This is a genomic window from Streptomyces sp. NPDC000348, from assembly GCF_042898795.1.
Taxonomy (GTDB): domain Bacteria; phylum Actinomycetota; class Actinomycetes; order Streptomycetales; family Streptomycetaceae; genus Streptomyces.
In genome coordinates this window covers 205,805-228,409 of sequence record NZ_JBIAZD010000002.1, presented here as the reverse complement: position 1 = coordinate 228,409, position 22,605 = coordinate 205,805, and the positions used below count along the sequence as shown (strand labels likewise).

General features: G+C 72.2%; 20 protein-coding genes and 1 tRNA gene. 13 read left to right on the top strand and 8 right to left on the bottom strand.

The features are described 5' to 3' along the window. Positions 1-83 precede the first annotated feature (83 nt). From ACFY3N_RS04925 to glmS, 3 genes are all read left to right on the top strand, one after another. Positions 84-968, top strand: coding sequence for a DUF4429 domain-containing protein (locus ACFY3N_RS04925; protein WP_390815220.1), 885 nt, complete (start codon positions 84-86; stop codon positions 966-968). Between the two features lie 85 nt (positions 969-1,053). After that, complete coding sequence (locus ACFY3N_RS04920; RefSeq protein WP_030217181.1) at positions 1,054-1,311, top strand: hypothetical protein; 258 nt, start codon at positions 1,054-1,056, stop codon at positions 1,309-1,311. Positions 1,312-1,322: 11 nt separating this feature from the next. Next, a complete protein-coding gene (gene glmS / locus ACFY3N_RS04915) occupies positions 1,323-3,140 on the top strand; it encodes a glutamine--fructose-6-phosphate transaminase (isomerizing) (protein ID WP_390815219.1) in 1,818 nt (605 codons plus the stop codon). Positions 3,141-3,376: 236 nt separating this feature from the next. On the opposite strand, the gene ACFY3N_RS04910 is transcribed toward glmS, so the two are convergent. Further along, positions 3,377-3,904: a universal stress protein gene (locus ACFY3N_RS04910; RefSeq protein WP_390815218.1), complete on the bottom strand. Its 528-nt coding sequence runs from the start codon at positions 3,902-3,904 to the stop codon at positions 3,377-3,379. A gap of 811 nt (positions 3,905-4,715) precedes the next feature. Between ACFY3N_RS04910 and ACFY3N_RS04905 the strand changes: the two genes are divergently transcribed. The 4 genes from ACFY3N_RS04905 (at position 4,716) to ACFY3N_RS04890 (ending at position 7,826) form a co-directional block, all read left to right on the top strand. After that, positions 4,716-5,942, top strand: coding sequence for a helix-turn-helix domain-containing protein (locus ACFY3N_RS04905; protein ID WP_390815217.1), 1,227 nt, complete (start codon positions 4,716-4,718; stop codon positions 5,940-5,942). Positions 5,943-6,071: 129 nt separating this feature from the next. Next, the gene (gene orn / locus ACFY3N_RS04900; RefSeq protein ID WP_390815216.1) at positions 6,072-6,674 is read left to right on the top strand and encodes an oligoribonuclease; all 603 of its coding nucleotides are present in this window, start codon (positions 6,072-6,074) and stop codon (positions 6,672-6,674) included. A gap of 118 nt (positions 6,675-6,792) precedes the next feature. After that, a tRNA-His gene (locus ACFY3N_RS04895) sits at positions 6,793-6,865 on the top strand. A gap of 133 nt (positions 6,866-6,998) precedes the next feature. After that, entirely contained in the window at positions 6,999-7,826 is an 828-nt protein-coding gene (locus tag ACFY3N_RS04890) for a hypothetical protein (RefSeq protein WP_390815215.1), read from the top strand. 4 nt (positions 7,827-7,830) lie between these two features. Here the strand turns inward: ACFY3N_RS04890 and ACFY3N_RS04885 are convergent, their stop codons facing one another. After that, positions 7,831-8,886, bottom strand: a complete 1,056-nt coding sequence (locus ACFY3N_RS04885) for a LacI family DNA-binding transcriptional regulator (RefSeq protein ID WP_390815214.1) — start codon at positions 8,884-8,886, stop codon at positions 7,831-7,833. A gap of 343 nt (positions 8,887-9,229) precedes the next feature. Here ACFY3N_RS04885 and ACFY3N_RS04880 point away from each other — a divergent pair, with 343 nt between their 5' ends. From ACFY3N_RS04880 to ACFY3N_RS04865, 4 genes are all read left to right on the top strand, one after another. Next, the gene (locus ACFY3N_RS04880; protein ID WP_390815213.1) at positions 9,230-10,588 is read left to right on the top strand and encodes an ABC transporter substrate-binding protein; all 1,359 of its coding nucleotides are present in this window, start codon (positions 9,230-9,232) and stop codon (positions 10,586-10,588) included. A 5-nt stretch (positions 10,589-10,593) separates the two neighbouring features. Further along, positions 10,594-11,607, top strand: coding sequence for a carbohydrate ABC transporter permease (locus tag ACFY3N_RS04875; RefSeq protein WP_390815555.1), 1,014 nt, complete (start codon positions 10,594-10,596; stop codon positions 11,605-11,607). Between the two features lie 12 nt (positions 11,608-11,619). After that, positions 11,620-12,525, top strand: coding sequence for a carbohydrate ABC transporter permease (locus ACFY3N_RS04870; RefSeq protein ID WP_390815212.1), 906 nt, complete (start codon positions 11,620-11,622; stop codon positions 12,523-12,525). Between the two features lie 110 nt (positions 12,526-12,635). Beyond that, entirely contained in the window at positions 12,636-14,075 is a 1,440-nt protein-coding gene (locus ACFY3N_RS04865; protein WP_390815211.1) for a GH1 family beta-glucosidase, read from the top strand. A 75-nt stretch (positions 14,076-14,150) separates the two neighbouring features. Here the strand turns inward: ACFY3N_RS04865 and ACFY3N_RS04860 are convergent, their stop codons facing one another. The 3 genes from ACFY3N_RS04860 to ACFY3N_RS04850 form a co-directional block, all read right to left on the bottom strand. Further along, positions 14,151-15,599: a cellulose binding domain-containing protein gene (locus ACFY3N_RS04860; RefSeq protein ID WP_390815210.1), complete on the bottom strand. Its 1,449-nt coding sequence runs from the start codon at positions 15,597-15,599 to the stop codon at positions 14,151-14,153. Between the two features lie 106 nt (positions 15,600-15,705). Further along, on the bottom strand, positions 15,706-17,118 hold the full coding sequence (locus ACFY3N_RS04855) for a sensor histidine kinase (RefSeq protein ID WP_390815209.1): 1,413 nt from the start codon (positions 17,116-17,118) through the stop codon (positions 15,706-15,708). Beyond that, positions 17,115-17,843 carry a response regulator transcription factor gene (locus tag ACFY3N_RS04850; RefSeq protein WP_390815208.1) on the bottom strand — a complete coding sequence of 243 codons (729 nt, stop codon included), beginning with the start codon at positions 17,841-17,843 and terminating at the stop codon, positions 17,115-17,117. Before ACFY3N_RS04850 ends, ACFY3N_RS04855 begins: the two co-directional genes overlap by 4 nt. 99 nt (positions 17,844-17,942) lie before the next feature. Between ACFY3N_RS04850 and ACFY3N_RS04845 the strand changes: the two genes are divergently transcribed. Next, the gene (locus ACFY3N_RS04845) at positions 17,943-18,506 is read left to right on the top strand and encodes a hypothetical protein (protein ID WP_390815207.1); all 564 of its coding nucleotides are present in this window, start codon (positions 17,943-17,945) and stop codon (positions 18,504-18,506) included. 134 nt (positions 18,507-18,640) lie between these two features. Here the strand turns inward: ACFY3N_RS04845 and ACFY3N_RS04840 are convergent, their stop codons facing one another. Beyond that, the gene (locus tag ACFY3N_RS04840) at positions 18,641-19,510 is read right to left on the bottom strand and encodes a spermidine synthase (protein ID WP_390815206.1); all 870 of its coding nucleotides are present in this window, start codon (positions 19,508-19,510) and stop codon (positions 18,641-18,643) included. Positions 19,511-19,606: 96 nt separating this feature from the next. Next, positions 19,607-19,993 carry a hypothetical protein gene (locus ACFY3N_RS04835; RefSeq protein ID WP_390815205.1) on the bottom strand — a complete coding sequence of 129 codons (387 nt, stop codon included), beginning with the start codon at positions 19,991-19,993 and terminating at the stop codon, positions 19,607-19,609. A 256-nt stretch (positions 19,994-20,249) separates the two neighbouring features. On the opposite strand from ACFY3N_RS04835, the gene ACFY3N_RS04830 reads away from it, so the two are divergent. Then, a complete protein-coding gene (locus tag ACFY3N_RS04830; protein WP_390815204.1) occupies positions 20,250-21,698 on the top strand; it encodes a hypothetical protein in 1,449 nt (482 codons plus the stop codon). Between the two features lie 250 nt (positions 21,699-21,948). Here the strand turns inward: ACFY3N_RS04830 and ACFY3N_RS04825 are convergent, their stop codons facing one another. Continuing rightward, complete coding sequence (locus tag ACFY3N_RS04825) at positions 21,949-22,548, bottom strand: histidine phosphatase family protein (RefSeq protein WP_390815203.1); 600 nt, start codon at positions 22,546-22,548, stop codon at positions 21,949-21,951. Positions 22,549-22,605 lie beyond the last annotated feature (57 nt).

Sequence of the window (22,605 nt, the reverse complement as noted above, 5' to 3'; positions counted from 1 at the left end):
CACCCGCGAACTCCGCTGCCCCGCAAGGGAATCCGGACGCGGTACGGGCCACTCCCCCGCAGCCGTGGTGGAACAATCCCCCCATGGCGGAAATCATCCAGAAGGACGGCACCTGGACCTTCGACGGGGAAGCCCTGCGGCTGACCCCCGGCCGGGACAAGAGCGTCGGACTGCTCCGCAGGACCCTGGGTGAGCTGGTGGTGCCGCTGAAGGCGTTGGCGGGCATCTCCCTGGAGCAGGGCAAGAAGTCGGGACGGCTCAGGCTGCGGCTGCGCGACGGCGCCGACCCCCTGCTGCACGCGGCCGGCGGCCGGCTCACCGAGCCGCACGACCCCTACCAGCTGATCGTCGACGCCGACCGCTACGGCGTCGCCGAGTACTTCGCGGAGGAGGTCCGCACCGCCCTGCTGCTGGACCAGGTCCCCGCCGACCCGGTCACCGGGTACCTGCTGCCCGGCCCGTCCGTGCCGCTGTCCGTCTCCGCCGGGGACGGCACGGTGAGCTTCGACGGCGAGCGCCTCCGGCTGGAGTGGAACTGGAAGACGGAGGACGCCAAGGCCGCCGCCGGCGCCCGCACCCTCGCGGTGGCGGACCTGACCGGTGTGGAGTGGCAGCCGGCGGTCGGCCTGGAGAACGGCCACCTCCGCTTCTTCGTGCGGCACTCCCCCGCCAAGGCGCCCGCCAAGTACGACCCCCACGCGGTGGAGCTGTGGGGCTTCAGGAAGGACCCGCTGATGGCGCTCGTCGCCGCCGCCGTCCAGGCCCGTCTGCCGCACCCGGCCGCACCCGCCGACGAGCGCCCGCGGGAGCTCGGGGCCGCACCGGCGCAGGCGGCCCCCGCCCCGGCCGAGGACGGCCACGACGCCCTGCTGCGCCGGCTGCGGGAGCTGGGCGGGCTGCACCGGTCCGGGGTGCTGACGGACGAGGAGTTCACCCTCGCCAAACAGGCGATCCTCAAGCGCCTGTGAGCCGAACCTGGGCCCCGACTGTGAGTCCTGCCCGAAATCGGGCACGTTTCTTGCGAAACCGCGGCCGGTACCTCAGGATCATCGGGTGCACGACGAACTCGTTGATCATCTGACGCGGTCCACGCCCCTCAGCCGGGGCGAGGCGCTGCGCGTGGTCCAGGACGTGCTCGCCTACTTCGACGAGACGACCGAGGAGTACGTCCGTCGCCGCCACCGTGAGCTCCAGGCCCAGGGCCTGGTGAACGCGACGATCTTCGAACGGATCGAGGCGGACCTCAGATACCGCGCGGTGGCCCCGCCCGAGCTCTCGCTCCGGCAACTGCGCCGCATCGTCTACGGCTAGGAACTACACATATGTGCGGAATCGTCGGATACATCGGCAGGCGTGAGGTCGCCCCCCTGCTGCTCGAGGGCCTGCAGCGCCTGGAGTACCGCGGCTACGACTCGGCGGGCATCGCCGTCACGTCGCCGAAGGCGTCCGGCCTGAAGACGGTCAAGGCCAAGGGCCGGGTGCGCGACCTCGAGGCGAAGGTTCCGGCGCGCTTCAAGGGCACCACCGGCATCGCCCACACCCGCTGGGCCACCCACGGCGCCCCCTCCGACGTGAACGCCCACCCGCACCTGGACGCCGGGGGCAGGGTCGCCGTCGTCCACAACGGCATCATCGACAACGCCTCCGACCTGCGCCGCAAGCTGGAGGCGGACGGGGTCGAGTTCCTCTCCGAGACGGACACCGAGGTCCTCGTCCACCTCATCGCCCGCTCGACGGCCGAGAAGCTGGAGGACAAGGTCCGCGAGACCGTGCGCCTCATCGAGGGCACCTACGGCATCGCCGTGCTGCACGCCGACTTCCCGGACCGCATCGTGGTGGCCCGCAACGGCTCCCCGGTCGTGCTCGGCATCGGCGAGAAGGAGATGTTCGTCGCCTCCGACATCGCCGCGCTGGTCGCCCACACCCGCCAGATCGTCACGCTGGACGACGGCGAGATGGCGACGCTGAAGGCCGACGACTTCCGCACCTACACCACCGAGGGCACCCGTACGACCGCCGAGCCGACCACCGTGGAGTGGGAGGCGGCGTCGTACGACATGGGCGGCCACGACACCTACATGCACAAGGAGATCCACGAGCAGGCGGAGGCCGTGGACCGCGTGCTGCGCGGCCGGATCGACGACCGCTTCTCCACCGTGCACCTCGGCGGCCTCAACCTGGACGCCCGCGAGGCGCGCCGGATCCGCCGGGTGAAGATCCTCGGCTGCGGCACCTCGTACCACGCCGGCATGATCGGCGCGCAGATGATCGAGGAGCTGGCCCGGATCCCCGCCGACGCCGAGCCGGCCTCCGAGTTCCGCTACCGCAACGCGGTCGTGGACCCCGACACCCTGTACGTCGCGGTCTCCCAGTCCGGTGAGACGTACGACGTGCTGGCGGCCGTGCAGGAGCTGAAGCGCAAGGGCGCGCGGGTGCTGGGCGTGGTCAACGTCGTCGGCTCCGCGATCGCCCGCGAGGCGGACGGCGGCGTCTACGTCCACGCCGGGCCCGAGGTCTGCGTGGTGTCCACCAAGTGCTTCACCAACACCACGGTCGCCTTCGCCCTGCTCGCCCTGCACCTGGGCCGCACCCGTGACCTGTCGGTGCGCGACGGCAAGCGGATCATCGAGGGCCTGCGCAGGCTCCCGGGCCAGATCGCCGAGATCATGAAGCAGGAGGAGGAGATCAGGAAGCTGGCCCTGCGGTACGCCGAGGCCCGCTCGATGCTCTTCATCGGCCGCGTCCGGGGCTACCCGGTGGCCCGTGAGGCCTCCCTGAAGCTCAAGGAGGTCTCCTACATCCACGCCGAGGCGTACCCGGCCTCCGAGCTGAAGCACGGCCCGCTGGCCCTGATCGAGCCGGCCCTCCCCACGGTCGCGATCGTCCCGGACGACGACCTGCTGGAGAAGAACCGCGCGGCCCTGGAGGAGATCAAGGCCCGCAGCGGACAGATCGTGGCGGTCGCCCACCAGGAGCAGGAGAAGGCCGACCACACGATCCTCGTCCCCAAGAACGAGGACGAACTCGACCCCATCCTCATGGGCATCCCCCTCCAACTCCTCGCCTACCACACGGCCCTGGCCCTCGGCAGGGACATCGACAAGCCGAGGAACCTGGCCAAGTCGGTGACGGTGGAGTAGGACGCCCGGGAGCGCGGGGCCGTATCGATCCACGGCCCCGCCGCACGGGCACCGCAGGCCCGGGAACCCCACCGAGCCGGAAACGGTGGGGCGGCGAGCGCCCCACCGGGGCGCGGGGCCGTATCGACATGCGGCTCCGCCGCGTGGGCGCGCTCGGCCCCCACGCGCCCGCACGGGCCGACATACGGATACGGGCCCCACGTGTCGCCGATCAACACGTGGGGCCCGTGAACGACTTACGGGATAACGACGACCGGCCGCTGCGCCCGCTTCGCCAGCCGCCCGGCGACGGACCCGAAGATCCGCCCCACGAGACCGTGGGTGGAACCCACGACGATCGCGTCGGCGGCGTACTCCCGCCCCACCTCCTCGAGTTCGTGGCAGATGTCCCCACCACGCTCGACGAGGATCCACGGCACCTCGGCCAGATAGTCCGCACAGGCGAGCTCGAGCCCGAGCACCTCCGTGCGGTGGTCCGGGACGTCCACGAAGACCGGGGGCTCGCACCCCGCCCACACCGTGGTGGGCAGCCGGTTGGCGACGTGGACGATGATCAGGCCCGAACCGAAGCGCCGCGCCATGCCGATGGCGTACGCGAGGGCCCGTTCACTGGAGGTGGAGCCGTCGAAGCCGACGACGACACCGTGCCGGAACGCGGGGTCGCAGGGGTGGCGTGGCTCCTCCGCCGCCAGGGGTTCGGCCGCCGTGGGATCGGCGACCGGCCGCTTGCGGTCCGCGGGTTCGAAGAATTCGTGACCGGCCATGGCTGTCTCGGAGTGGTGATCCTTTGTGGGGGACGACAGTGTGCGGCGGAGCTGTGTCCGGGAATCGTCTTCCCGACCCCATACCCCCAAGGGTACGGCGGCACGCCTCCTAAGCCCAGATCCCGCGCACACCGGCACGCGGGTTCCCCGGAGCATGCACGAGGGTGCGCCCGTCACGCAATGGTTGCTGCCCTGTACAGGTGGTTTGCCCGGGGTTCACTTGCCGGTGGGACGAGCCGCCGTGCACGGTCCGTCGCGGCCCCGCGGTGACCGACGGTCCGGCCGTGCGTCGAGCTCGTGAGCCGTGCCACCGGGCACTTCGTGCCGGCTGCCGCCCGGGAGGGCCGGAGCCCTTGCGGGGCCGGCCCGGACGGGCCGGAACCGGGGTGCGGCGGGACCGGCGGCACGGTGGCGGGGGTACACCGGTCAACTGACCGGTTTCCGCGCCCTCGCCCGCATCTTTTCAGCCAACTTCTGGCTTGTGTTCATCCCCTGCCGCACCCACCCCCCGCCCCCCGTTCGACCTGCACGAAAAGGGTCCACCGGGCCCTGCGCACCCTACGTGGATTGGCCACCGCGACAAGGCGCACTTCCCCGCACGGCCCACGAGTGCAACGCTTCGTGATCGAATGCTTCACGCCAAGTTGCCAAGTCGACAATGCGCCGGGTGGCGAACCGGCCACCGGCGCGCGACGGGACACAGTAGATTCGATCTTGATGTCTTACGGCGGGGGACTCGTGCAGGACCGAGGGGAAACGTGCAGGAGCGACACAACCGAGGAGCCGCGACCACCAAGGGGGGCTTAGCAGTATGAGCCACGACTCCACTGCCGCGCCGGAAACCGCGGCCCGGAAACTCTCCGGGCGCCGCCGCAAGGAGATCGTCGCGGTGCTGCTGTTCAGCGGCGGCCCCATCTTCGAGAGTTCCATACCGCTGTCGGTGTTCGGGGTTGACCGCCAGGACGCCGGCGTACCGCGCTACCGCTTGCTCGTGTGCGGGGGCGAAGAGGGCCCGCTGCGGACGACGGGAGGCCTGGAACTCACCGCGCCGCATGGCCTGGAGGCGATATCCCGGGCGGGCACCGTCGTGGTGCCGGCCTGGCGTTCGATCACCTCGCCACCGCCGGAGGAGGCCCTGGACGCACTGCGCCGGGCCCATGAGGAGGGCGCCCGCATCGTCGGGCTGTGCACGGGCGCGTTCGTCCTCGCGGCGGCGGGCCTGCTGGACGGCCGGCCCGCGACCACCCACTGGATGTACGCGCCGACGCTGGCGAAACGCTATCCGTCGGTGCACGTCGATCCACGGGAGCTCTTCGTGGACGACGGCGACGTGCTGACGTCCGCGGGCACCGCGGCCGGAATCGATCTGTGCCTGCACATCGTGCGCACGGATCACGGCAACGAGGCGGCCGGCGCGCTGGCCCGCCGCCTGGTGGTGCCGCCGCGCCGCAGCGGAGGCCAGGAGCGCTACCTGGACAGGTCTTTACCCGAGGAGATCGGCGCCGACCCGCTCGCCGAGGTCGTCGCCTGGGCGCTGGAGCACCTCCACGAGCAGTTCGACGTGGAGACGCTGGCGGCACGCGCGTACATGAGCCGTCGTACGTTCGACCGCCGCTTCCGCTCGCTGACCGGCAGCGCGCCGTTGCAGTGGCTGATCACGCAGCGGGTGCTCCAGGCGCAGCGCCTGCTGGAGACGTCGGACTACTCGGTGGACGAGGTCGCCGGCCGCTGCGGCTTCCGTTCACCGGTGGCGCTGCGCGGCCACTTCCGGCGCCAGCTGGGTTCGTCCCCGGCCGCCTACCGGGCCGCGTACCGCGCACGGCGTCCGCAGGCCGACCGGAACCAGGACACCGAGGGCACTCCGAGCACCGTGGGAGCCCTCCCACCGGGCCAGCCGGGCCACGCGGGACCCCAGGTGCCGCCCGCCCTGCACCCGGACAGCCCACTCCCGCACCAGTCCCGCCGCACGGCGGCGGCCGGCGCCCTGGGCCCGTCCCTGACGGCCTCGGCCTTCCCGGGCCAGCGCAGCGCGCCGTGAGCCGGCCGCCGAAGGGGCCGGGGGCCGATGCCCCCGGCCCCTTCGGCGGTACCGGCGCGGCCGCCCCCGTGACGGTCGCACGAACACCGGTACGTCGCCGGGGACGCGGCGACCCGTAGGGTGAGACACATGAACGATCGCATGGTGTGGATCGACTGCGAGATGACCGGCCTCTCGCTGTCGGACGACGCGCTCATCGAAGTGGCCGCCCTCGTCACCGACTCCGAACTGAACGTGCTCGGCGAAGGCGTGGACATCGTCGTCCGCCCGCCGGACCGGGCCCTGGAGACGATGCCGGAGGTGGTGCGGGAGATGCACACCGCGTCCGGACTGCTCGCCGAGCTGGAGGGCGGCACGACGCTCGAGGACGCCGAGCGGCGGGTCCTCGACTATGTGCGGGAACACGTCAAGGAGCCCGGCAAGGCCCCCCTGTGCGGCAACTCCGTCGGCACCGACCGCGGTTTCCTGCTGCGGGACATGCCGACCCTGGAGGACTACCTCCACTACCGCATCGTGGACGTGTCCAGCATCAAGGAGCTGGCCCGCCGCTGGTACCCGAGGGCGTACTTCAACAGCCCCCAGAAGAACGGCAACCACCGCGCCCTCGCCGACATCCGCGAGTCCATCGCGGAGCTGCGCTACTACCGCGAGGCCGTCTTCGTACCGCAGCCGGGGCCCGACTCGGACACCGCGAGGAAGATCGCCGCGAAGCACGTCCTGCCTGCTCATTAGGCGGATCGGGGGTCGTCGGGGGCCTCCGCGGAAAGCCGTGCGCGAGCACCCCTTCGGACCCTGTACACTTTTTCTCGGCCGGTCGGGGAAGTCACCGACTCCAACCGACAAGGCCATGGTGGGTGTAGCTCAGCTGGTAGAGCACCTGGTTGTGGTCCAGGATGCCGCGGGTTCGAGTCCCGTCACTCACCCTCACCGGTCAGCCGGTGACCTCGTACCGAGGTCACCGGCTGAACTCGTCTCCGCCACCGTCATGTCAGTGGGCCGCCCTAGGGTCGTCGGTGAGCGGGCAAGGGGCCTGCTCACCGCCATAGGGGAGGGCACATGAGCGACGGTGTGCAGTGGATGGTCGGCGCGGTGACGAGTTCCGGGTGGATGTTCGACGTGCACTTCGCGCGCGGCATCGACGCCGAGGAGCTGGCGGTCCGCATGGGGGCGCGGCGCGGAGCGGCCACCGGGCCGATGACCGACGCCGAGATCGCCGACCTCGAGGTCGACGGCTACTCCGGGCCGGACAGCGCCGTGGTCCGCGTCGGCGAGCACGCCGGCTGGGCGTTCGCCGTCCTCTACGGCTGCTACCTGAACCGGCTGGAGGAGGTCTCGCGCGACGGCGTGGAGGCCGTCCACTACCACTACAACTCGGAGCACCCGCCCACCACCGTCCTGTACGCGCGCGACGGCCGCACCGTCTGCGGGTACGGGCTGTGCGAGGAGCGCATCCGCTGGGGCCGGGAGTGCGATCTGTTCCTGCCGGACCTGGTGGCCGCCGGAATCCTGAACCCCGACGGGGACACGTACCGCGAGACCGGCGACTACGACTACGCCGAACGCGGGCGCCGCGGCCTGGCCGTCTTCGAGAAGCGCCTCGGCCTCTCCCTCCCCCGCACCGTGCTCACCGAGGACCGCCTCCCCGTGTACGCGGTCATGGGTTCACCGGCGGAGGACTTCGAGGAGATCAGCGCCTGGGCCGGGGCCAACGGCAGACCACTGCCGGACCGGCGCCTGGGCCTGGTCCCGGCCGGCCTGCGCAAGGAGTACGAGCGGGCCACCGACCCCCGGTGGTGGGAGCGCGGGGCACACCTCCGCGTCGTCGCCCCCACCTTGCACGCCGAGGCGGTCCTGAAGGACCCGGCCCCCGGCACGGAGCGCTGAGGCGTCACGACGAGGCGCGGGCCACCAGTTCCGTGGCCAGCACCATCTGGCGCCGCTCCAGCTCCCGGGAGGCCGGTGGGCGGCGGTCGGCGACCTCCGCGAGGAGGAGGTCGATCATCGTGCGGCCCATCTCCTGGATCGGCTGGCGCACGCTGGTCAGCGGCGGGTCCATGTGGCGGGCGATGGCCGAGTCGTCGTAGCCGACCAGGGCCACGTCGTCGGGGATGCGGCGGCCCGCGTCGCGCAGGGCGTGCCGGGCGCCGGCCGCGGTGACGTCCGAGGCGGCGAAGACGGCGTCCAGGTCGGGGCGGCGCTCCAGCAGGGCCGCCATCGCGCGCCGGCCGCCGTCCTCGGAGAAGTCGCCCGGTTCGATCAGCAGCTCGTCCACCTCGTGGCCCGCGTCGCGCAGGGCGTCGCGGTAGCCGTCGATGCGCCGCTGGGCGCCGTACACGTCGAGGCGGCCGGTGATGTGGGCGATGGTGCGCCGGCCCCGGCCGATGAGGTGTTCGACGGCCTGGCGGGCGCCGCCGTAGTTGTCCGAGTCCACGGAGGTGAGCGTCTCGGCGGCCGAGCGGGGGCCGCTGATCACGGCCGGGATCTCCAGCTGGGACAGCATGTCGGGCAGCGGGTCGTCGGCGTGCACCGAGACCAGCAGGACGCCGTCCACCCGGTGGGCGGCGAGGTACTCCGCGAGCCGCTGCCGTTCCCGGTCGCTGCCCGCGAAGATCAGCAGCAGCTGCATCTCGGTGTCGGAGATCGCCGCGCCGACGCCCCGGAGCATGTCGGAGAAGTACGGCTCGGCGAAGAACCGGGTCTCCGGCTCGGGCACGACGAGGGCGATGGCGTCCGTGCGGTTGGCGGCCAGGGCGCGGGCGGCCGTGTTCGGGACGTAACCGAGCTCGGCGACCGCGGCTTCGACGGCGGCGCGTGTGGCGTCGCTCACCCGGGGCGAACCGTTGATCACCCGGGAGACCGTGCCGCGGCCGACGCCGGCGCGCGCGGCCACCTCTTCGAGGGTGGGCCGGCCGCCGCTCCGGCCCCGCGCTCCGTGGCTTGCCATCGGCTCCGCCTTCCGTCGTATGTCACGCTGGCCTGGAATGTAACAGCCCCGTCGGTGACGGCGGCCACCGCCAGGAGTGCCTCCGGCGGACCGCGGGTTTCCGGGGGCGGGGGTCCGGCGTCAAGTTAACAGGCAGATAACTGAAGGCACTTTGCCGCGTCTGTTCCCTTGACACCCCCGCCCGGACCCGCGACTCTTCAACACATCACTTGTGGGAGCGCTCCCACGGTACCTGACACATACACAACCCGCACGTTCCCCGCCCGAGCCGCAGCGAGCAAGATACGGGCCCAACAATGCCGTTGGCCGGGGGGTCGGCACGTCAGGGCAACAGGAGGACGCAATGCGAGCACGTACCCTCCCCCTCTCTCGTCAGCGGTCGGGCGGGGGGAAGCCCATCGCCCGTAAGGCGCTGGCCATAGCGGCCGTGGTGTCGCTGGGCACCGGGCTGCTGGCCGGCTGTGCCGACGACGGCGGAGACGACGACTCCGACTCCTCGTCGGGCGGCGAGGGCAAGACCACGATCACCCTGGGTCTCTTCGGCACCATGGGCTTCAAGGAAGCCGGTCTCTACGCCGAGTACGAGAAGCTGAACCCGGACATCAAGATCGAGCAGAACGTCATCGAGCGGAACGAGAACTACTACCCGCCGCTGCTCAACCACCTCACCACCAACAGCGGTCTGATGGACATCCAGGCCATCGAGATCGCCAACATCGCCGAGATCGTCGGCACCCAGGCGGACAAGTTCGCGGACATGTCCAAGGCCGAGGGCGTGGACAAGAGCAACTGGCTCAGCTGGAAGTGGCAGCAGGCCACCACCAAGGACGGCCAGACCGTCGCTCTCGGCACCGACATCGGCCCGATGGCGATCTGTTACCGCAAGGACCTCTTCGAGAAGGCCGGCCTGCCGACCGACCGCGAGGAGGTCGGCAAGCTGTGGGCCGGTGACTGGAACAAGTTCATCGAGACCGGCGAGAAGTACAAGAAGAAGGCCGGCAAGGACACCTTCTTCATGGACTCCCCCGGTGGCCTGCTCAACGCCGTCCTCAGCAGTGAGAAGGAGAAGTTCTACGACTCCTCCGGCGAGGTCGTCTACAAGACCAACCCGGCCGTCAAGGACGCCTTCGACCTGACCGCCGAGGCCGCCGAGAAGGGCCTGGTCCAGTCGCAGACGCAGTTCCAGCCGGCCTGGGACACGACCATCGCCAACAGCAAGTTCGCCACCGTCGCCTGCCCGCCGTGGATGCTCGGCTACATCAAGGGCAAGTCGCAGCCGGAGGCCGCCGGCAAGTGGGACGTGGCCGTGGCGCCCAAGTCCGGCAACTGGGGCGGCTCCTTCCTGGGCGTGCCGAAGAGCGGCAAGAACGTCGAGGAGGCGCAGAAGCTGGTGGCCTGGCTGACCGCGCCCGAGCAGCAGACGAAGCTGTTCAAGGTGCAGGGCAGCTTCCCGAGCACCCCGGGCGCGTACGACAGCCCCGAGGTGACCGGCGCGAAGAACGAGATGACCGGTGACTCCCCGATCGGCGAGATCTTCTCCGAGGCCGCCAAGCAGATCCCGGACCAGGTCATCGGCCCGAAGGACCAGATCATCCAGCAGGGTCTGACGGACAACGGCGTCATCCTGGTGACCAAGGGCAAGTCCCCCGATGAGGCCTGGGAGACGGCCACCAAGACCATCGACAACAGCCTGGACAAGTGACCCGCATGGCCACCCGCCACGACACCGCCGCGCTCCCCGTCAAGGGGGGCGCGGCCCCGGGCCGTCCGCCCGGGAGCTCCACGCCCGCGGACAAGGAACAGCGACGCCGGGCCAAGCTCTCCCGGCGCTGGCAGCGCGACATGCGCTGGAGCCCGTACGCGTTCGTCTCGCCGTTCTTCCTGCTCTTCCTCGCCTTCGGCCTGTTCCCGCTGCTCTACACGGGCTGGGCCTCGCTGCACCAGGTGGAGCTGACCGCCCCGACCGACATGAGCTGGGTCGGGATGAAGAACTACACCCGGATCTTCGACGACGAGTTCTTCTGGAACGCGGCGAAGAACACCCTGACCATCGGCATCATCGCAACCGTTCCGCAGCTGCTGATGGCGATGGGCATCGCCCACATCCTCAACTACAAGCTGCGGGCCTCGACCTTCTACCGGGTCGCGATGCTCGCGCCGTACGCCACCTCGATCGCCTCCGCCTCCCTGGTGTTCGTGCTGCTCTTCGGTTACGACTACGGCATGATCAACTGGGCGCTCGACCTCGTCGGGATCGACCCGGTCGACTGGCAGGGCGACAAGTGGCCCTCGCAGTTCGCCGTCTCGGCGATCATCATCTGGCGCTGGACCGGCTACAACGCGCTGATCTACCTGGCCGCGATGCAGGCGATCCCGCAGGACCTGTACGAGTCGGCGGCGCTGGACGGCGCCAGCCGCTGGAAGCAGTTCATCCACGTGACGCTGCCCTCGCTGCGTCCGACGATCCTGTTCACGGTGGTGGTCTCCACCATCGGCGCCAGCCAGGTCTTCGGGGAGCCGCTGCTGTTCGACGCCAACAAGGGCGCGTCCGGCGGCGCGGAGCACCAGTTCCAGACGCTCGGCCTGTACCTGTACGAACAGGGCTGGGTCAACCAGCACCTGGGCCGTGCCTCGGCGATCGCCTGGACGATGTTCGCGATCCTGATCGTCATCGGCATCATCAACCAGCTCATCTCGCGCCGGCTGCGCGCCAGCAGTTAAGGAGTTGTGGCCGTGACGACGACTGTGACGCCCCCCGAGACCACGCCCGCCAAGGAGTCCAAGCGCCCGCGCCTGCCGAAGTCGGCGCGGGCCGGCGGAACGCTGCACGGCGGTCCGATCGCGTACGCGATCCTGATCGTGTTCACGATCGTGTCGCTGTTCCCGCTGGTGTGGACCGCGATCGCCGCTTCCCGGGACACCCAGCGGCTGGCGCAGAACCCGCCGCCGTTCTGGTTCGGTTCCAACCTGTTCAAGAACCTGGAGATCGCCTGGAAGGACGCCAACCTCGGTGAGGCCTTCCTCAACACCACGATCGTGGCGGGCATTTCGGCGGTGACCATCGTCGTGCTGTCGACGATCGCCGGGTTCGCCTTCGCCAAGCTGCGCTTCAAGGGCCGCAACGCGCTGATGCTGATCGTGATCGGCACGATGATGGTGCCGCCGCAGCTCAGCATCATCCCGCTGTACATGATGGTCGCCAAGCTCGACTGGTCCGACCAGCTCCAAGCGGTCATCTTCCCGTCGCTGGTGAGCGCGTTCGGCGTGTTCTTCATGCGGCAGTACCTGCTGCAGGCGCTGCCGGACGAGGTCATCGAGGCCGCCCGGGTGGACGGCGCGAGCAGCTGGCGCGTGGTGTGGCACGTGGTGTTCCCGGCCGCGCGGCCGGCGATGGCCGTGCTCGGCATGCTGATGTTCGTGCAGACCTGGAACGACTTCCTGTGGCCGTTCCTGGTGCTGACCCAGACCGGCAGCCCGACCGTGCAGGTGGCGGTCGCGGGCCTCGGCCGGGGGTACACCCCGGACCAGTCCCTGATCATGGCGGGTGCGCTGCTGGGTACGCTGCCCCTGCTGCTGGTCTTCGCGATCTTCGGCAAGCAGATCGTGGGCGGCATCATGCAGGGCGCCGTCAAGGGCTGACGCCCGCCGCACCTTCGTACCCCTGGGGGCCGGGTCACCGCCGCCTCGGCCCCTCCTCCCCCTCCTTTTCGTACTCGTCGGTCTTCCACGACCTCTATGGGAGCGCTTCCATGTCTGACTCCGCAACGCCGGCGACCCCGGTGACCTTTCCTCCCGCCTTCCTCTGGGGCGCCGCGACCTCCGCGTACCAGATCGAGGGGGCGGTGCGGGAGGACGGGCGCACGCCTTCCATCTGGGACACCTTCAGCCATACGCCGGGCAAGACGGCCGGCGGCGAGACAGGTGACATCGCTGTCGACCACTACCACCGCTACCGCGACGACGTGGCGATGATGGCGGACCTGAACCTGAGCGCCTACCGCTTCTCCGTCTCCTGGTCGCGGGTGCAGCCGACCGGCCGCGGCCCCGCCGTGCAGCGCGGTCTGGACTTCTACCGCCGGCTGGTCGACGAGCTGCTGGCGAAGGGCATCAAGCCGGCCGTCACCCTCTACCACTGGGACCTGCCGCAGGAGCTGGAGGACGCGGGCGGCTGGCCGGAGCGCGACACCGCGTACCGCTTCGCGGAGTACGCGGGGATCGTCGGCGAGGCGCTCGGCGACCGGGTGGAGCAGTGGATCACGCTCAACGAGCCCTGGTGCAGCGCCTTCCTGGGGTACGCCTCCGGGGTGCACGCCCCCGGCCGCACCGACCCGGCGGCCGCGCTGAAGGCCGCCCACCACCTGAACCTGGCCCACGGCCTGGGCGCCAAGGCCCTGCGCTCGGTGATGCCGGCCCGCAACTCGGTCGCGCTCAGCCTCAACTCCTCCGTGGTGCGGCCCCTTTCGCCGAGCGACCCGGCGGACGTGGCGGCGGCGCGCAAGATCGACGACCTCTCCAGCGGCATCTTCCACGGCCCGATCCTGCACGGCGCCTACCCCCAGACGCTGCTGGAGGCGACCTCGTCGCTCACCGACTGGTCGTACGTCCTCGACGGCGACCTGGAGCTGATCCACCAGCCGCTGGACGCGCTCGGCCTCAACTACTACACGCCCACCCTGGTGTCGGCGGCGGACCCGGACGCGAAGGGGCCGCGGGCCGACGGTCACGGGGCGAGCGAGCACTCGCCGTGGCCCGCCGCGGACGACGTCGCCTTCCACCAGTCGCCGGGCGAGCAGACCGAGATGGGCTGGTCCGTCGACCCGACGGGCCTGCACGAGCTGATCATGCGCTACCACCGTGAGGCGCCCGGACTGCCGATCTACATCACGGAGAACGGCGCGGCCTACGACGACAAGCCGGACTCCGACGGCAAGGTGCACGACCCGGAGCGCGTCGCCTATCTCCACGGCCACCTCTCGGAGGTGCGCCGGGCCATCGCCGACGGCGCGGACGTGCGCGGCTACTTCCTGTGGTCCCTGATGGACAACTTCGAGTGGGCGTACGGCTACGACAAGCGCTTCGGCGCGGTGTACGTCGACTACGTGACCCAGCAGCGGACCCCGAAGTCCAGCGCCCTGTGGTACGCGCGGGCCGCGAAGTCGGGAACGCTTCCGGAGCCGGAGCACATCTGACCGGTTCCCGCTCCGGGGGACGGGGGGCGGGCGCGGCACCCTGGGGGAGTGCCGCGCCCCGTTTCACCGAGCGGTTCACCCGCGGGCCGCGAACGCCTTCGTGAAGGCGAACTCGTCCTGGAGGATCGAGCTGCAGGTGGGGTCGGCGGCCGGCTTCGGGCCGCCGGCGCACTGCCGGTCACGGGTGCCGGACCACATGGACAGCCAACCCAGGCCCCTGGACTCGGCGAACTCCACCAGCTGGGTGGCGTCGTCGACCCCGAAGACCTCGGTGACGACGTCGTTGACGCCGATCATGGGGGTGACGGCGACCGTCTTCCAGGCGTCGGCGTCGCTCAGTGCGAGGACGCCCTTGATCTGGGCCTGGGTGGCGGTGGCGGCCTGCTCGGCGTAGGTGCCCATGTCGCCGCCGTACGCCGGCCCGTAGTCCATCGCCATGATGTTGACGGCGTCGATCCGCACGCCGTTCTCCTTCGCGTCGGCGAGGAGGTTCACGCCGTCCTGGGTGAGGCCCTCCGGCATCACCGGGAGGGTGAAGGAGACGTCCAGGCCGGGGTGGTCCTTCTGGAGCTTCGCGATCGCCCGGGCCCGGCGGGTGTTGGCCGCCGCGTTCGGCAGGGCGCCGCCCTCGACGTCGAAGTCGACCTTGGTGAGGCCGTAGGCGTCCACGACCTTCTCGTACGCCGCGGCCAGCGCGTCCGCCGAGGCGCAGGTGGTGCCCAGTTCGGAGCCGGCCGCGCCGCCGAAGGAGACCCGGACGTCGCCGCCCAGGGCGCGCAGCGCGCCGATCTGGCCGGCCACGGCGTTGTCGCCGAGGCCGCTGACGCCGCCCCACTTCGGGGTGCAGCCGCCGCCGTCGGTGACGAAGGCGAGGTTGTAGTCCTTCACGCCGGTCGCCTCGGCGCTCGCGACCAGGTCGAAGGCGGGGAAGAGGGAGGTGTCGACGTAGGGCGCGAAACCGGCGTCGGTGCCCGTGCCGGTGCTCCCGGTGGGCCCGGCGGTCGGCTCCTCGGTCGCCGTCGGCTCCTCGGTGGGGGTCGGCCCGGTGGTGGGGGTGGGGGCGTCGGTGGGACGGCCGCTGGGTTCGGGCGCGGGGGCGCCGTCCGTGCCGCACTCGGCGCCGTCGACCAGGCAGCCGGTCGGATCGCCGCCGCCCTTGGCGACGAAGCCGACGGTGACGGACTCGCCGGGGGCCAGGCCGTCGGTGTCCCACGTGGCCGACCGCACGGTGACGTGCCGGCCGCTCACCCGGGACTCGGCGTTCCACAGCGAGCCGAGCCCGGTGCCGGCGGGCAGGTCGAACTCCAGCTTCCAGTCCCGGCTGCGCTCAGCGCCGTTGTTGGTCACCACGTACTGGGCGGTGTAGCCGGTCGACCACTCGCTGGTCCTGCTGTACGCCGCGCCCACACCGGCCGCCTGGGCGGTGCCGGTGAACAGGAACGCGCCGCCGCCCGCGACGGCCGCGGCGACCACGCCGCCGATCGCCTTGTTCCTGCCGCTGACCCTGCGCCGGTGCGTGCTCATCGCGTGCCTGCCTTCGTTGCCGTTCGGGGGGTGCGGCAGCACGCTAGCGAGCCGGATTCGGACAAACTTCCTGATCCGGGAGGCCGTCGGTGATCTTAGGGTGCGCTTAAGGAAGGGATCGGGACCGGTTAAAGGACCCGGCGAGGCGGACCGGCACGCGACGCCGGCGCACGCTCCCCCGGTGCCCGCGCCGCCGGGGTGCCCGTGCGCGCCCGTCGAGCTGGATCCAGATCCGTACCTCGGTCCCGCCCAGTACGGACGAGCCGATCCGCACGTCCCCGCCGGTGGACTCGGCGAGCCGGCGCACGATGTCCAGGCCGAGCCCGGTGGAGCCGTCGCTGCCGGAGCCCCGGCCGCGGGCCATCGCCGCCTCGGGGTCGGGTATGCCGGGGCCCGCGTCGGAGACCAGGACGATCACCGCGTCCTCGGCGTTGTGCACGTCGACCGCGAACGCGGTGCCCTCGGCGGTGTGCCGGAAGACGTTGCCGAGCAGCGCGTCGAGGGCGGCGGCCAGGTCGGCGCGGGCCACGGGGATGCGCACCGGCCGGTCGGCGCCGGCCACCCGCCACGTGCGGCCCTCGTCCTCGGCGAGCGCCGACCAGAACGCCATCCGCTCGCGCACCACTTCGGCCGCGTCGCAGCCGGCGCCGGGTCCGGCGGCGGCCGTCTGCGGCTTGGCGTCGCGGGCGGTGCGGATGATGGTGTCCACCTCCCGCTCCAGCTGCTCGACCGCCGCCCGGGTCTGCTCGGCGGCCGGACCGTCGCCGAGGGAGGCGGCGTTGAGCCGCAGCACGGTCAGCGGCGTACGCAGCCGGTGGGACAGGTCGGCGGCCAGTTCCCGTTCGTTGGCGAGGAGTTGGACGACCTGGTCGGCCATGGAGTTGAACGCCGCCGCCGCCAGCCGCAGTTCGTCCGGCCCCTCCTCGGGCACCCGCGCCCCCAGCTTCCCCTCCCCCAGTTCGTGCGCCCCCTCGGCCAGCCGCTGCGCGGGCCGCACCATCCGTACGCCCAGCCGGTCGGCGACCGCGACCGAGCCGAGGATCAGGGCGACCCCGACCCCGGCGAGCACCGCCCAGGCCGTGCCGACGCCGTTGGTGACCTCGGACTCGGGGACGAACACCTCGACGACGGCGATCTCGCCGCTGCTCAGCGCGACCGGCTGGAGCAGGGCCGAGCCGCCGGGCACGGTGGAGGTGGAGGCGCGGCCCAGTCTCCGCACGGCCGCGATGTCCTCCCCGGCGGCCCGCCGCTGCCCCAGGTCGAGGGCCTCACCGGCGTCGCCGGCCGGGATGTGCACGGCCATCGCGGTGCCGGATCCGGCGGAGGCGACGACGCGTTCGAGCTGGTCGCGGTCGGTGGTGATGGACAGCGCGGGGGCGACGGCCGCCGCCTCCCGCTCGGCGCCCGCGAAGGCACGGTCGCGGGCCATCTCCCGGACGACCAGGCCGAGCGGCACCGCGAAGGCGACCACGACCATCGCGGTCACCGCCAGCGACACCTTCACCAGGGCCCATCTCATCGCGGTGGCTCCGCTCCGGGCGTGTGCGGCGTCCGCGCGGCGGGCGGCTCCAGCTTCACGCCGACGCCCCGCAGGGTGTGCAGATAGCGGGGCCGGGCGGCGGTCTCCCCCAGCTTCCGGCGCAGCCAGGACAGATGGACGTCGATGGTCTGGTCGTCGCCGTAGGACTGCTGCCACACCTCGGCGAGCAGCTCCCTGCGGGGGACGACCACGCCGGGGCGCCCGGCGAGGAAGGCGAGCAGGTCGAACTCGCGCCGGGTCAGGTCGAGGCGCACGCCGTCCAGTTCGGCCCGGCGGCGCAGCGGGTCGACGGTCAGGCCGCCGACCCTGATGACCGGGGAGGGCGCCGCCTCCCCTCCGCCGGCCCGGGCCCGGCGCAGCACGGCCGCCATCCGGGCCGAGAGGTGCTCCACCGAGAACGGTTTGGTCAGGTAGTCGTCCGCGCCGGCGTTCAACAGCCGTACGACCTCGGCCTCGTCGTCCCGGGCGGTGGCGATGATCACCGGTACGTCCGTGATGCCGCGCAGCATCTTCAGGGCCTCGGAGCCGTCGAGATCGGGCAGTCCGAGGTCCAGGACGACCACGTCGAAACGGTGGTGGGCGACCTCGCGCAGCGCCTCCAGCGCCGTGCCCACGCTGCGCACGGTGTGCGAGGCGTCGGTGAGCTGCCGGATGAGCGCCGAGCGTACGAACTGGTCGTCCTCGACCACGAGAACACGTGCCATGCGCCGCACCGTACGCCATGCCGGGCGGGCCGGTGGACGACTCCGGGCACCTCCGCGGGCACGACACCGCCGAGGCGGATGGGGCACTATGGGCCGACGATGCGCAGAGGACTCGTACACGTACTGGCCTGGCTGCTCGCCACGGGCGCGGCGGTCACGCTGTCGTGGTGGGGTGTCGGCACGGTCATGAAGGGCACCGCCTACGACCCGCCCCGCGCCCTGCCCATTTCGGTGGCCGACACGGCCACCGAGCGGTCGGAGCCGGTGTCGTCGTCGACCCGGCGGCCCTCCGCGACGGCGGGTCCGAAGGACGCCGGGGAGACGCGGGAACCGCCGGCGGAGCCCGACCGGGCGCAGTCTCCCCAGCCGGACCCGGACCCGCGGCCGTCCCGGACGACCACGCCCCCGCCGTCCCCCTCCCCCGCCGCTCCGACCGCCTCCGGCGAGGTGAAGGGCTACGACACCAAGGGCGGCCGGGCGGTGTTCGACCTCGGTGAGACCTCCGCGTCACTGGTGTCGGCGACACCGGGGGCCGGCTGGTCGATGCAGGTGTGGAAGACGGAGACGTGGATCCGGGTGGAGTTCTCCTCGGGCGCGGACCGGGTGTCGGTCTTCTGCACCTGGCACGACGGGCCGCCGCGGGTGGAGATCGGAACGTACTGAGGGGCTCCGGCACGGGTGACGCGGACGGGTGGTGCCCGGTCGGCACGCGCCTGCTCCGTCACCGGAACCACGGGCGCGAGCGGCACCGGCGGGGCGGCCGCCCCGGGATCCGTACGCGTCGGCCGACCGCCCGGTCACTGGAAGACGGACGGGGGTGGCGCCGGTGAGGCGACCGCCGCCCGGTCCGTCACGGGGGCGGCCCCGCCGGTGAAGTCGATGAGGTCCCTGCCGTGCTGGACGCGGCCCGGGTGCGGGTCGGAGGCGGCCCGGCGGGTCAGCTCGGCGATCGGCAGGGGTGCGTCGGAGGCGACCAGGACGGCGTTGCCGAAGCGTTTGCCGCGCAGCACCGCGGGGTCGGCGATCAGCGCGAGTTCGGCGAACCGGGCGGCGGCGGTGGCGATCTGGCCCCGCAGGTGCGCGAGCGGCGGCCCGTCGGCGAGGTTGGCGGCGTAGACCCCGCCGGGGGCGAGGGCCCGGCGGACGTCGTCGAGGAACTCGGTCGAGGTGAGGTGGGCGGGGGTGCGGGCCCCGCTGAAGACGTCGGCGACGACGAGTCCGGCCCAGCCGTCCGGCACCTTGGCGAGCCCTTCACGGGCGTCCACCGAACGCACCCGGACGCGGGCCCTGGCGTCCCACGGCAGTTCCCGCCGGACCAGTCGTACCAGTGCCGCGTCCCGTTCGACGACCTGCTGGGTGGAGCGGGGGCGGGTGGCGGCGACGTACCGGGCGAGGGTGAGGGCGCCGCCGCCGAGGTGCACGGCCTGCAGGGGCTTGCCGGGCGGGGCGACGAGGTCGACGACGTGGCCGAACCGGCGCTGGTACTCGAAGGACAGATGGGCCGGGTCGTCGAGGTCGACGTGGGACTGCGGCGCGTCGTCGATCAGCAGCGTCCAGCCCCGCGCCCGCTCCCGGTCCGGGACGAGCCGGGCGATCCCCCCGTCGACCCGCTCGACGACGGCCTCGACGGTCGCCCGTTCACGCCCGCTGTTCCTGGACCTTCCCATTCCCCCATGTTTTCAGATCCGCCGGTGCTGTCCTCAGCCCCTCCGGCGTTCGAGGAGCGGGGACCCACCGGCGTTCGGGGAGCGGGGACCCACCGCTCACGCACACCCGTCCGCGGCCGCGATGATCCGCTGGGCCTCGTCCAGCGCCTCCCGCAGCACCGCGGGATCCGTCGCCGGTTCCGCCTCCCCCGGCGGCAGCAGCCAGTCCGCCCCCTCCACGGGCAGCTCCGGCACCGGTCTCAGCCCACGGCCGTCGGTCTCCGTACAGACGCTGCCCGGTACGTCCCAGGCCGCGGCCGTCCCCGGCGGCACCAGGAAACCGAGGGTGTCGCACCCGCCGTCGTGCAGCACCGGTCCCACCGCGTCCCCGGCTCCGCGCCGTAGGATGTCGACCGCCTCCAGGCCCTGTCGTGCCGGAACCGTGACCACGTCACAGTCCGTACTCGGCAGCTCCAACGGATCCCTGCTCCGACTGGTCATCATCCCGGCCTCCAACGCGCACATCGGGCCCCCGGTCCACAGGGCTCAACGAGCCGGAACGTCAACGGCTACGGCGAAAGTCCGCCGCAAAGGATGGCAGTTCATGGCAGATCGCGGATGACATATCCGGATTGTTGCCAAACTCCGCGTGGTGACTCCGTCACAACAGGTACGTTCTAGCCCGCCGGAAACAGGGCGTCACACGGACAAATGTCCCTGATCCCGGCATGGTTCGACGGTTCGCAGAGAGGACCCGGCCATGGCGTCGTCAACGGTGCCCTCGTCCCAGCCCCCCCGGCCCCCGCGGCCGAACCTCGTCTTCCGGCACCTGCGCGGACCGCGCTCGCCGGCCGAGTTCGCCGCGGCGGTCCGGCGGGCCGCCCGCGAGATCGGCGAGCGGGTCAGCTGTGACGCGCGGTACGTGCACCGGGTGGAGGCGGGCGAGATCCGCTGCCCCAACTACGCCTACGAACGGGTGTTCCTGCACATGTTCCCCGGCCGCACGTTGACCGACCTGGGCTTCGCGCCCCGCTCGTCGGTGCGCGGGCGCGGGGCGCGGGCCGCCGGGGACACGCCCCCGGCCCCCACCGGGAACCCGGCGAACGCCACGACTGAGGACAGCGGGGCGTACGAGCCGTATGAGACGCAGGACCGGTACGACACGTACGACACGCACGACCACGAGGAGAGCGACGTGCTGCGTCGCGCATTCATGACCGGCGGGGGCGCCACGGTGGCCGCCGCCTCACTGAGCCCGTACGGGTTCGCCTCCGACGCCTCGGCGGCGCAGCGCGCCGTGCGCCGCGCGGGGGCGAGCGACGCGGGCGCCCTGGAGGACGCCGTCCGCCGCATCCGGCTGCTGGACGACCGGCACGGGGCGGACGGGCTCTACCGCCGCGCGGCGGCCCCCCTGCGCGCCGCCTACGCGCTGCTGGACGCGGGGACGACCCGGCAGCGGACGGCGGACCGGCTGTACTCGGGCGCCGGTGAGCTGGCCATCTCGGTGGGCTGGCTGGCGCACGACTCGGGCCGCTTCGACCACGCGCGCTCGCACTACGCGGAGGCGCTCGCGACCGCGCGGATGGCCGGGGACCAGGGTGTGGAGGCGCACGCCTTCTGCAATACGGCGTTCCTCGCGCGGGACGCGGGCCGGCCCCGGGAGGCGGTGCGGGCGGCGCAGGCCGCGCAGCGGGCCGCGCGTCCGCTCGGCTCCCCGCGGCTGATGTCGCTGCTGGCGCTGCGGGAGGCGGGCGGCTGGGCGGGGCTCGCCGACCGCGCGGGCTGCGAGCAGGCGCTGGCCCGGGCGGGGGCCTACTTCGAGCGCGGGACCTCGGAGGCGGATCCGGAGTGGATGAGTTTCTACGGGGAGGCCGAGCTGGAAGGGCTGGAGGCACAGTGCTGGTCGACGCTGGGGGACTGGCCGCGGGCGGCGCGGCACGCGCGGCGCGCGGCCGAGCTGCAGGACCCGCACTTCACGCGGAACATCGCGCTGTACACGGCGGAACTGGCGGACGACCTGGCCCGCGGGGGGCGGCCGGACGAGGCGGCCGAGGCCGGGATGCGGGTGCTGGACCTGCTGAACGAGGTGCAGTCGTCCCGGGTCCGGACGATGCTGGCGGGCACGTCCCGCGTACTCCTCCCGCACCGACGCGCCTCAGGCGTGTCGGCCTTCCTGGACCGCCACGAATCCCTCCCCCGCGCGACGTGAACCGCCACCGCGGGCAGTCGTGCCGCGTCAGCCGCAGGCAACCGTGCCGCGTCAGCCGCGGGCAGTCGTGCCGCTGGGGCGGCACGGGTGGGCGCTGGGGGTCCCCCCTCTGGGGGAGGCACCCCGCAAACGCCGGGCCGCGCACCCCACCCCCGGCCCACCCCGACGCGGGGCACCGGACCGCGCACCAGGCGTCAGGCGTCAGGCGTCAGGCGTCAGGCAGCAGGCGTCAGGCGTCAGGCGTCAGGCGTCAGGCAGCAGCCAGGTGCCCCGTCTCGTTCCAGGACTCCACCGCCGGCTCGCCGTACGCCCACCCCAGCACCGACAGGGAGGTCGGGTTGAGACGGATACGGGCCGCGAAGTCGATGGGCAGGCCCAGCCAACGCGCACCGATCGTGCGGAGCACGTGCCCGTGGGCGAAGACCAGCACGTCACGGTCGGCGGAACGGGCCCAGGCCACCACCTCGTCCGCACGGGCCGCCACCTCGGCCAGGGACTCCCCCTCGGGAACACCGTCCCGCCAGATCAGCCAGCCGGGCCGCACCGCCTGTATCTCGGCCGGAGTCATGCCCTCGTACGCCCCGTAGTCCCACTCCATGAGCGTGTCCCAGTTCTCCGCGCGGTCGCCGAAACCGGCGAGCTCGCAGGTCTCCCGCGCGCGGGACAGCGGGCTGGTGCGCACCTCGACGTCGGGCAGCCCCTCGTACGGCGCCCGGTGCAGGCGCTCACCGAGCAGCTTGGCGCCCCGGCGGCCCTCCTCCAGGAGCGGCACATCGGTCCTGCCGGTGTGCTTGCCGGACAGCGACCATTCGGTCTGTCCGTGCCGGGCCAGCAGAATGCGCGGTGCCATGGGAGACCTTCCGGGTGAAAATTCGCAGGCGGAACTCCTCCATCATCGCGCACCCCG

Coding starts and splice junctions, on each gene's coding strand:
- ACFY3N_RS04925 (WP_390815220.1), top strand. CDS start 84: ATGGCGGAAATCATCCAGAAGGACGGCACCTGGACCTTCGACGGGGAA.
- ACFY3N_RS04860 (WP_390815210.1), bottom strand. CDS start 15,599: ATGAGCACGCACCGGCGCAGGGTCAGCGGCAGGAACAAGGCGATCGGC.
- ACFY3N_RS04840 (WP_390815206.1), bottom strand. CDS start 19,510: ATGGGAAGGTCCAGGAACAGCGGGCGTGAACGGGCGACCGTCGAGGCC.
- ACFY3N_RS04845 (WP_390815207.1), top strand. CDS start 17,943: ATGCGCAGAGGACTCGTACACGTACTGGCCTGGCTGCTCGCCACGGGC.
- glmS (WP_390815219.1), top strand. CDS start 1,323: ATGTGCGGAATCGTCGGATACATCGGCAGGCGTGAGGTCGCCCCCCTG.
- ACFY3N_RS04830 (WP_390815204.1), top strand. CDS start 20,250: ATGGCGTCGTCAACGGTGCCCTCGTCCCAGCCCCCCCGGCCCCCGCGG.
- ACFY3N_RS04850 (WP_390815208.1), bottom strand. CDS start 17,843: ATGGCACGTGTTCTCGTGGTCGAGGACGACCAGTTCGTACGCTCGGCG.
- ACFY3N_RS04885 (WP_390815214.1), bottom strand. CDS start 8,886: ATGGCAAGCCACGGAGCGCGGGGCCGGAGCGGCGGCCGGCCCACCCTC.
- ACFY3N_RS04875 (WP_390815555.1), top strand. CDS start 10,594: ATGGCCACCCGCCACGACACCGCCGCGCTCCCCGTCAAGGGGGGCGCG.
- ACFY3N_RS04890 (WP_390815215.1), top strand. CDS start 6,999: ATGAGCGACGGTGTGCAGTGGATGGTCGGCGCGGTGACGAGTTCCGGG.
- ACFY3N_RS04835 (WP_390815205.1), bottom strand. CDS start 19,993: ATGATGACCAGTCGGAGCAGGGATCCGTTGGAGCTGCCGAGTACGGAC.
- ACFY3N_RS04865 (WP_390815211.1), top strand. CDS start 12,636: ATGTCTGACTCCGCAACGCCGGCGACCCCGGTGACCTTTCCTCCCGCC.
- ACFY3N_RS04825 (WP_390815203.1), bottom strand. CDS start 22,548: ATGGCACCGCGCATTCTGCTGGCCCGGCACGGACAGACCGAATGGTCG.
- ACFY3N_RS04855 (WP_390815209.1), bottom strand. CDS start 17,118: ATGAGATGGGCCCTGGTGAAGGTGTCGCTGGCGGTGACCGCGATGGTC.
- ACFY3N_RS04905 (WP_390815217.1), top strand. CDS start 4,716: ATGAGCCACGACTCCACTGCCGCGCCGGAAACCGCGGCCCGGAAACTC.
- ACFY3N_RS04880 (WP_390815213.1), top strand. CDS start 9,230: ATGCGAGCACGTACCCTCCCCCTCTCTCGTCAGCGGTCGGGCGGGGGG.
- ACFY3N_RS04910 (WP_390815218.1), bottom strand. CDS start 3,904: ATGGCCGGTCACGAATTCTTCGAACCCGCGGACCGCAAGCGGCCGGTC.
- orn (WP_390815216.1), top strand. CDS start 6,072: ATGAACGATCGCATGGTGTGGATCGACTGCGAGATGACCGGCCTCTCG.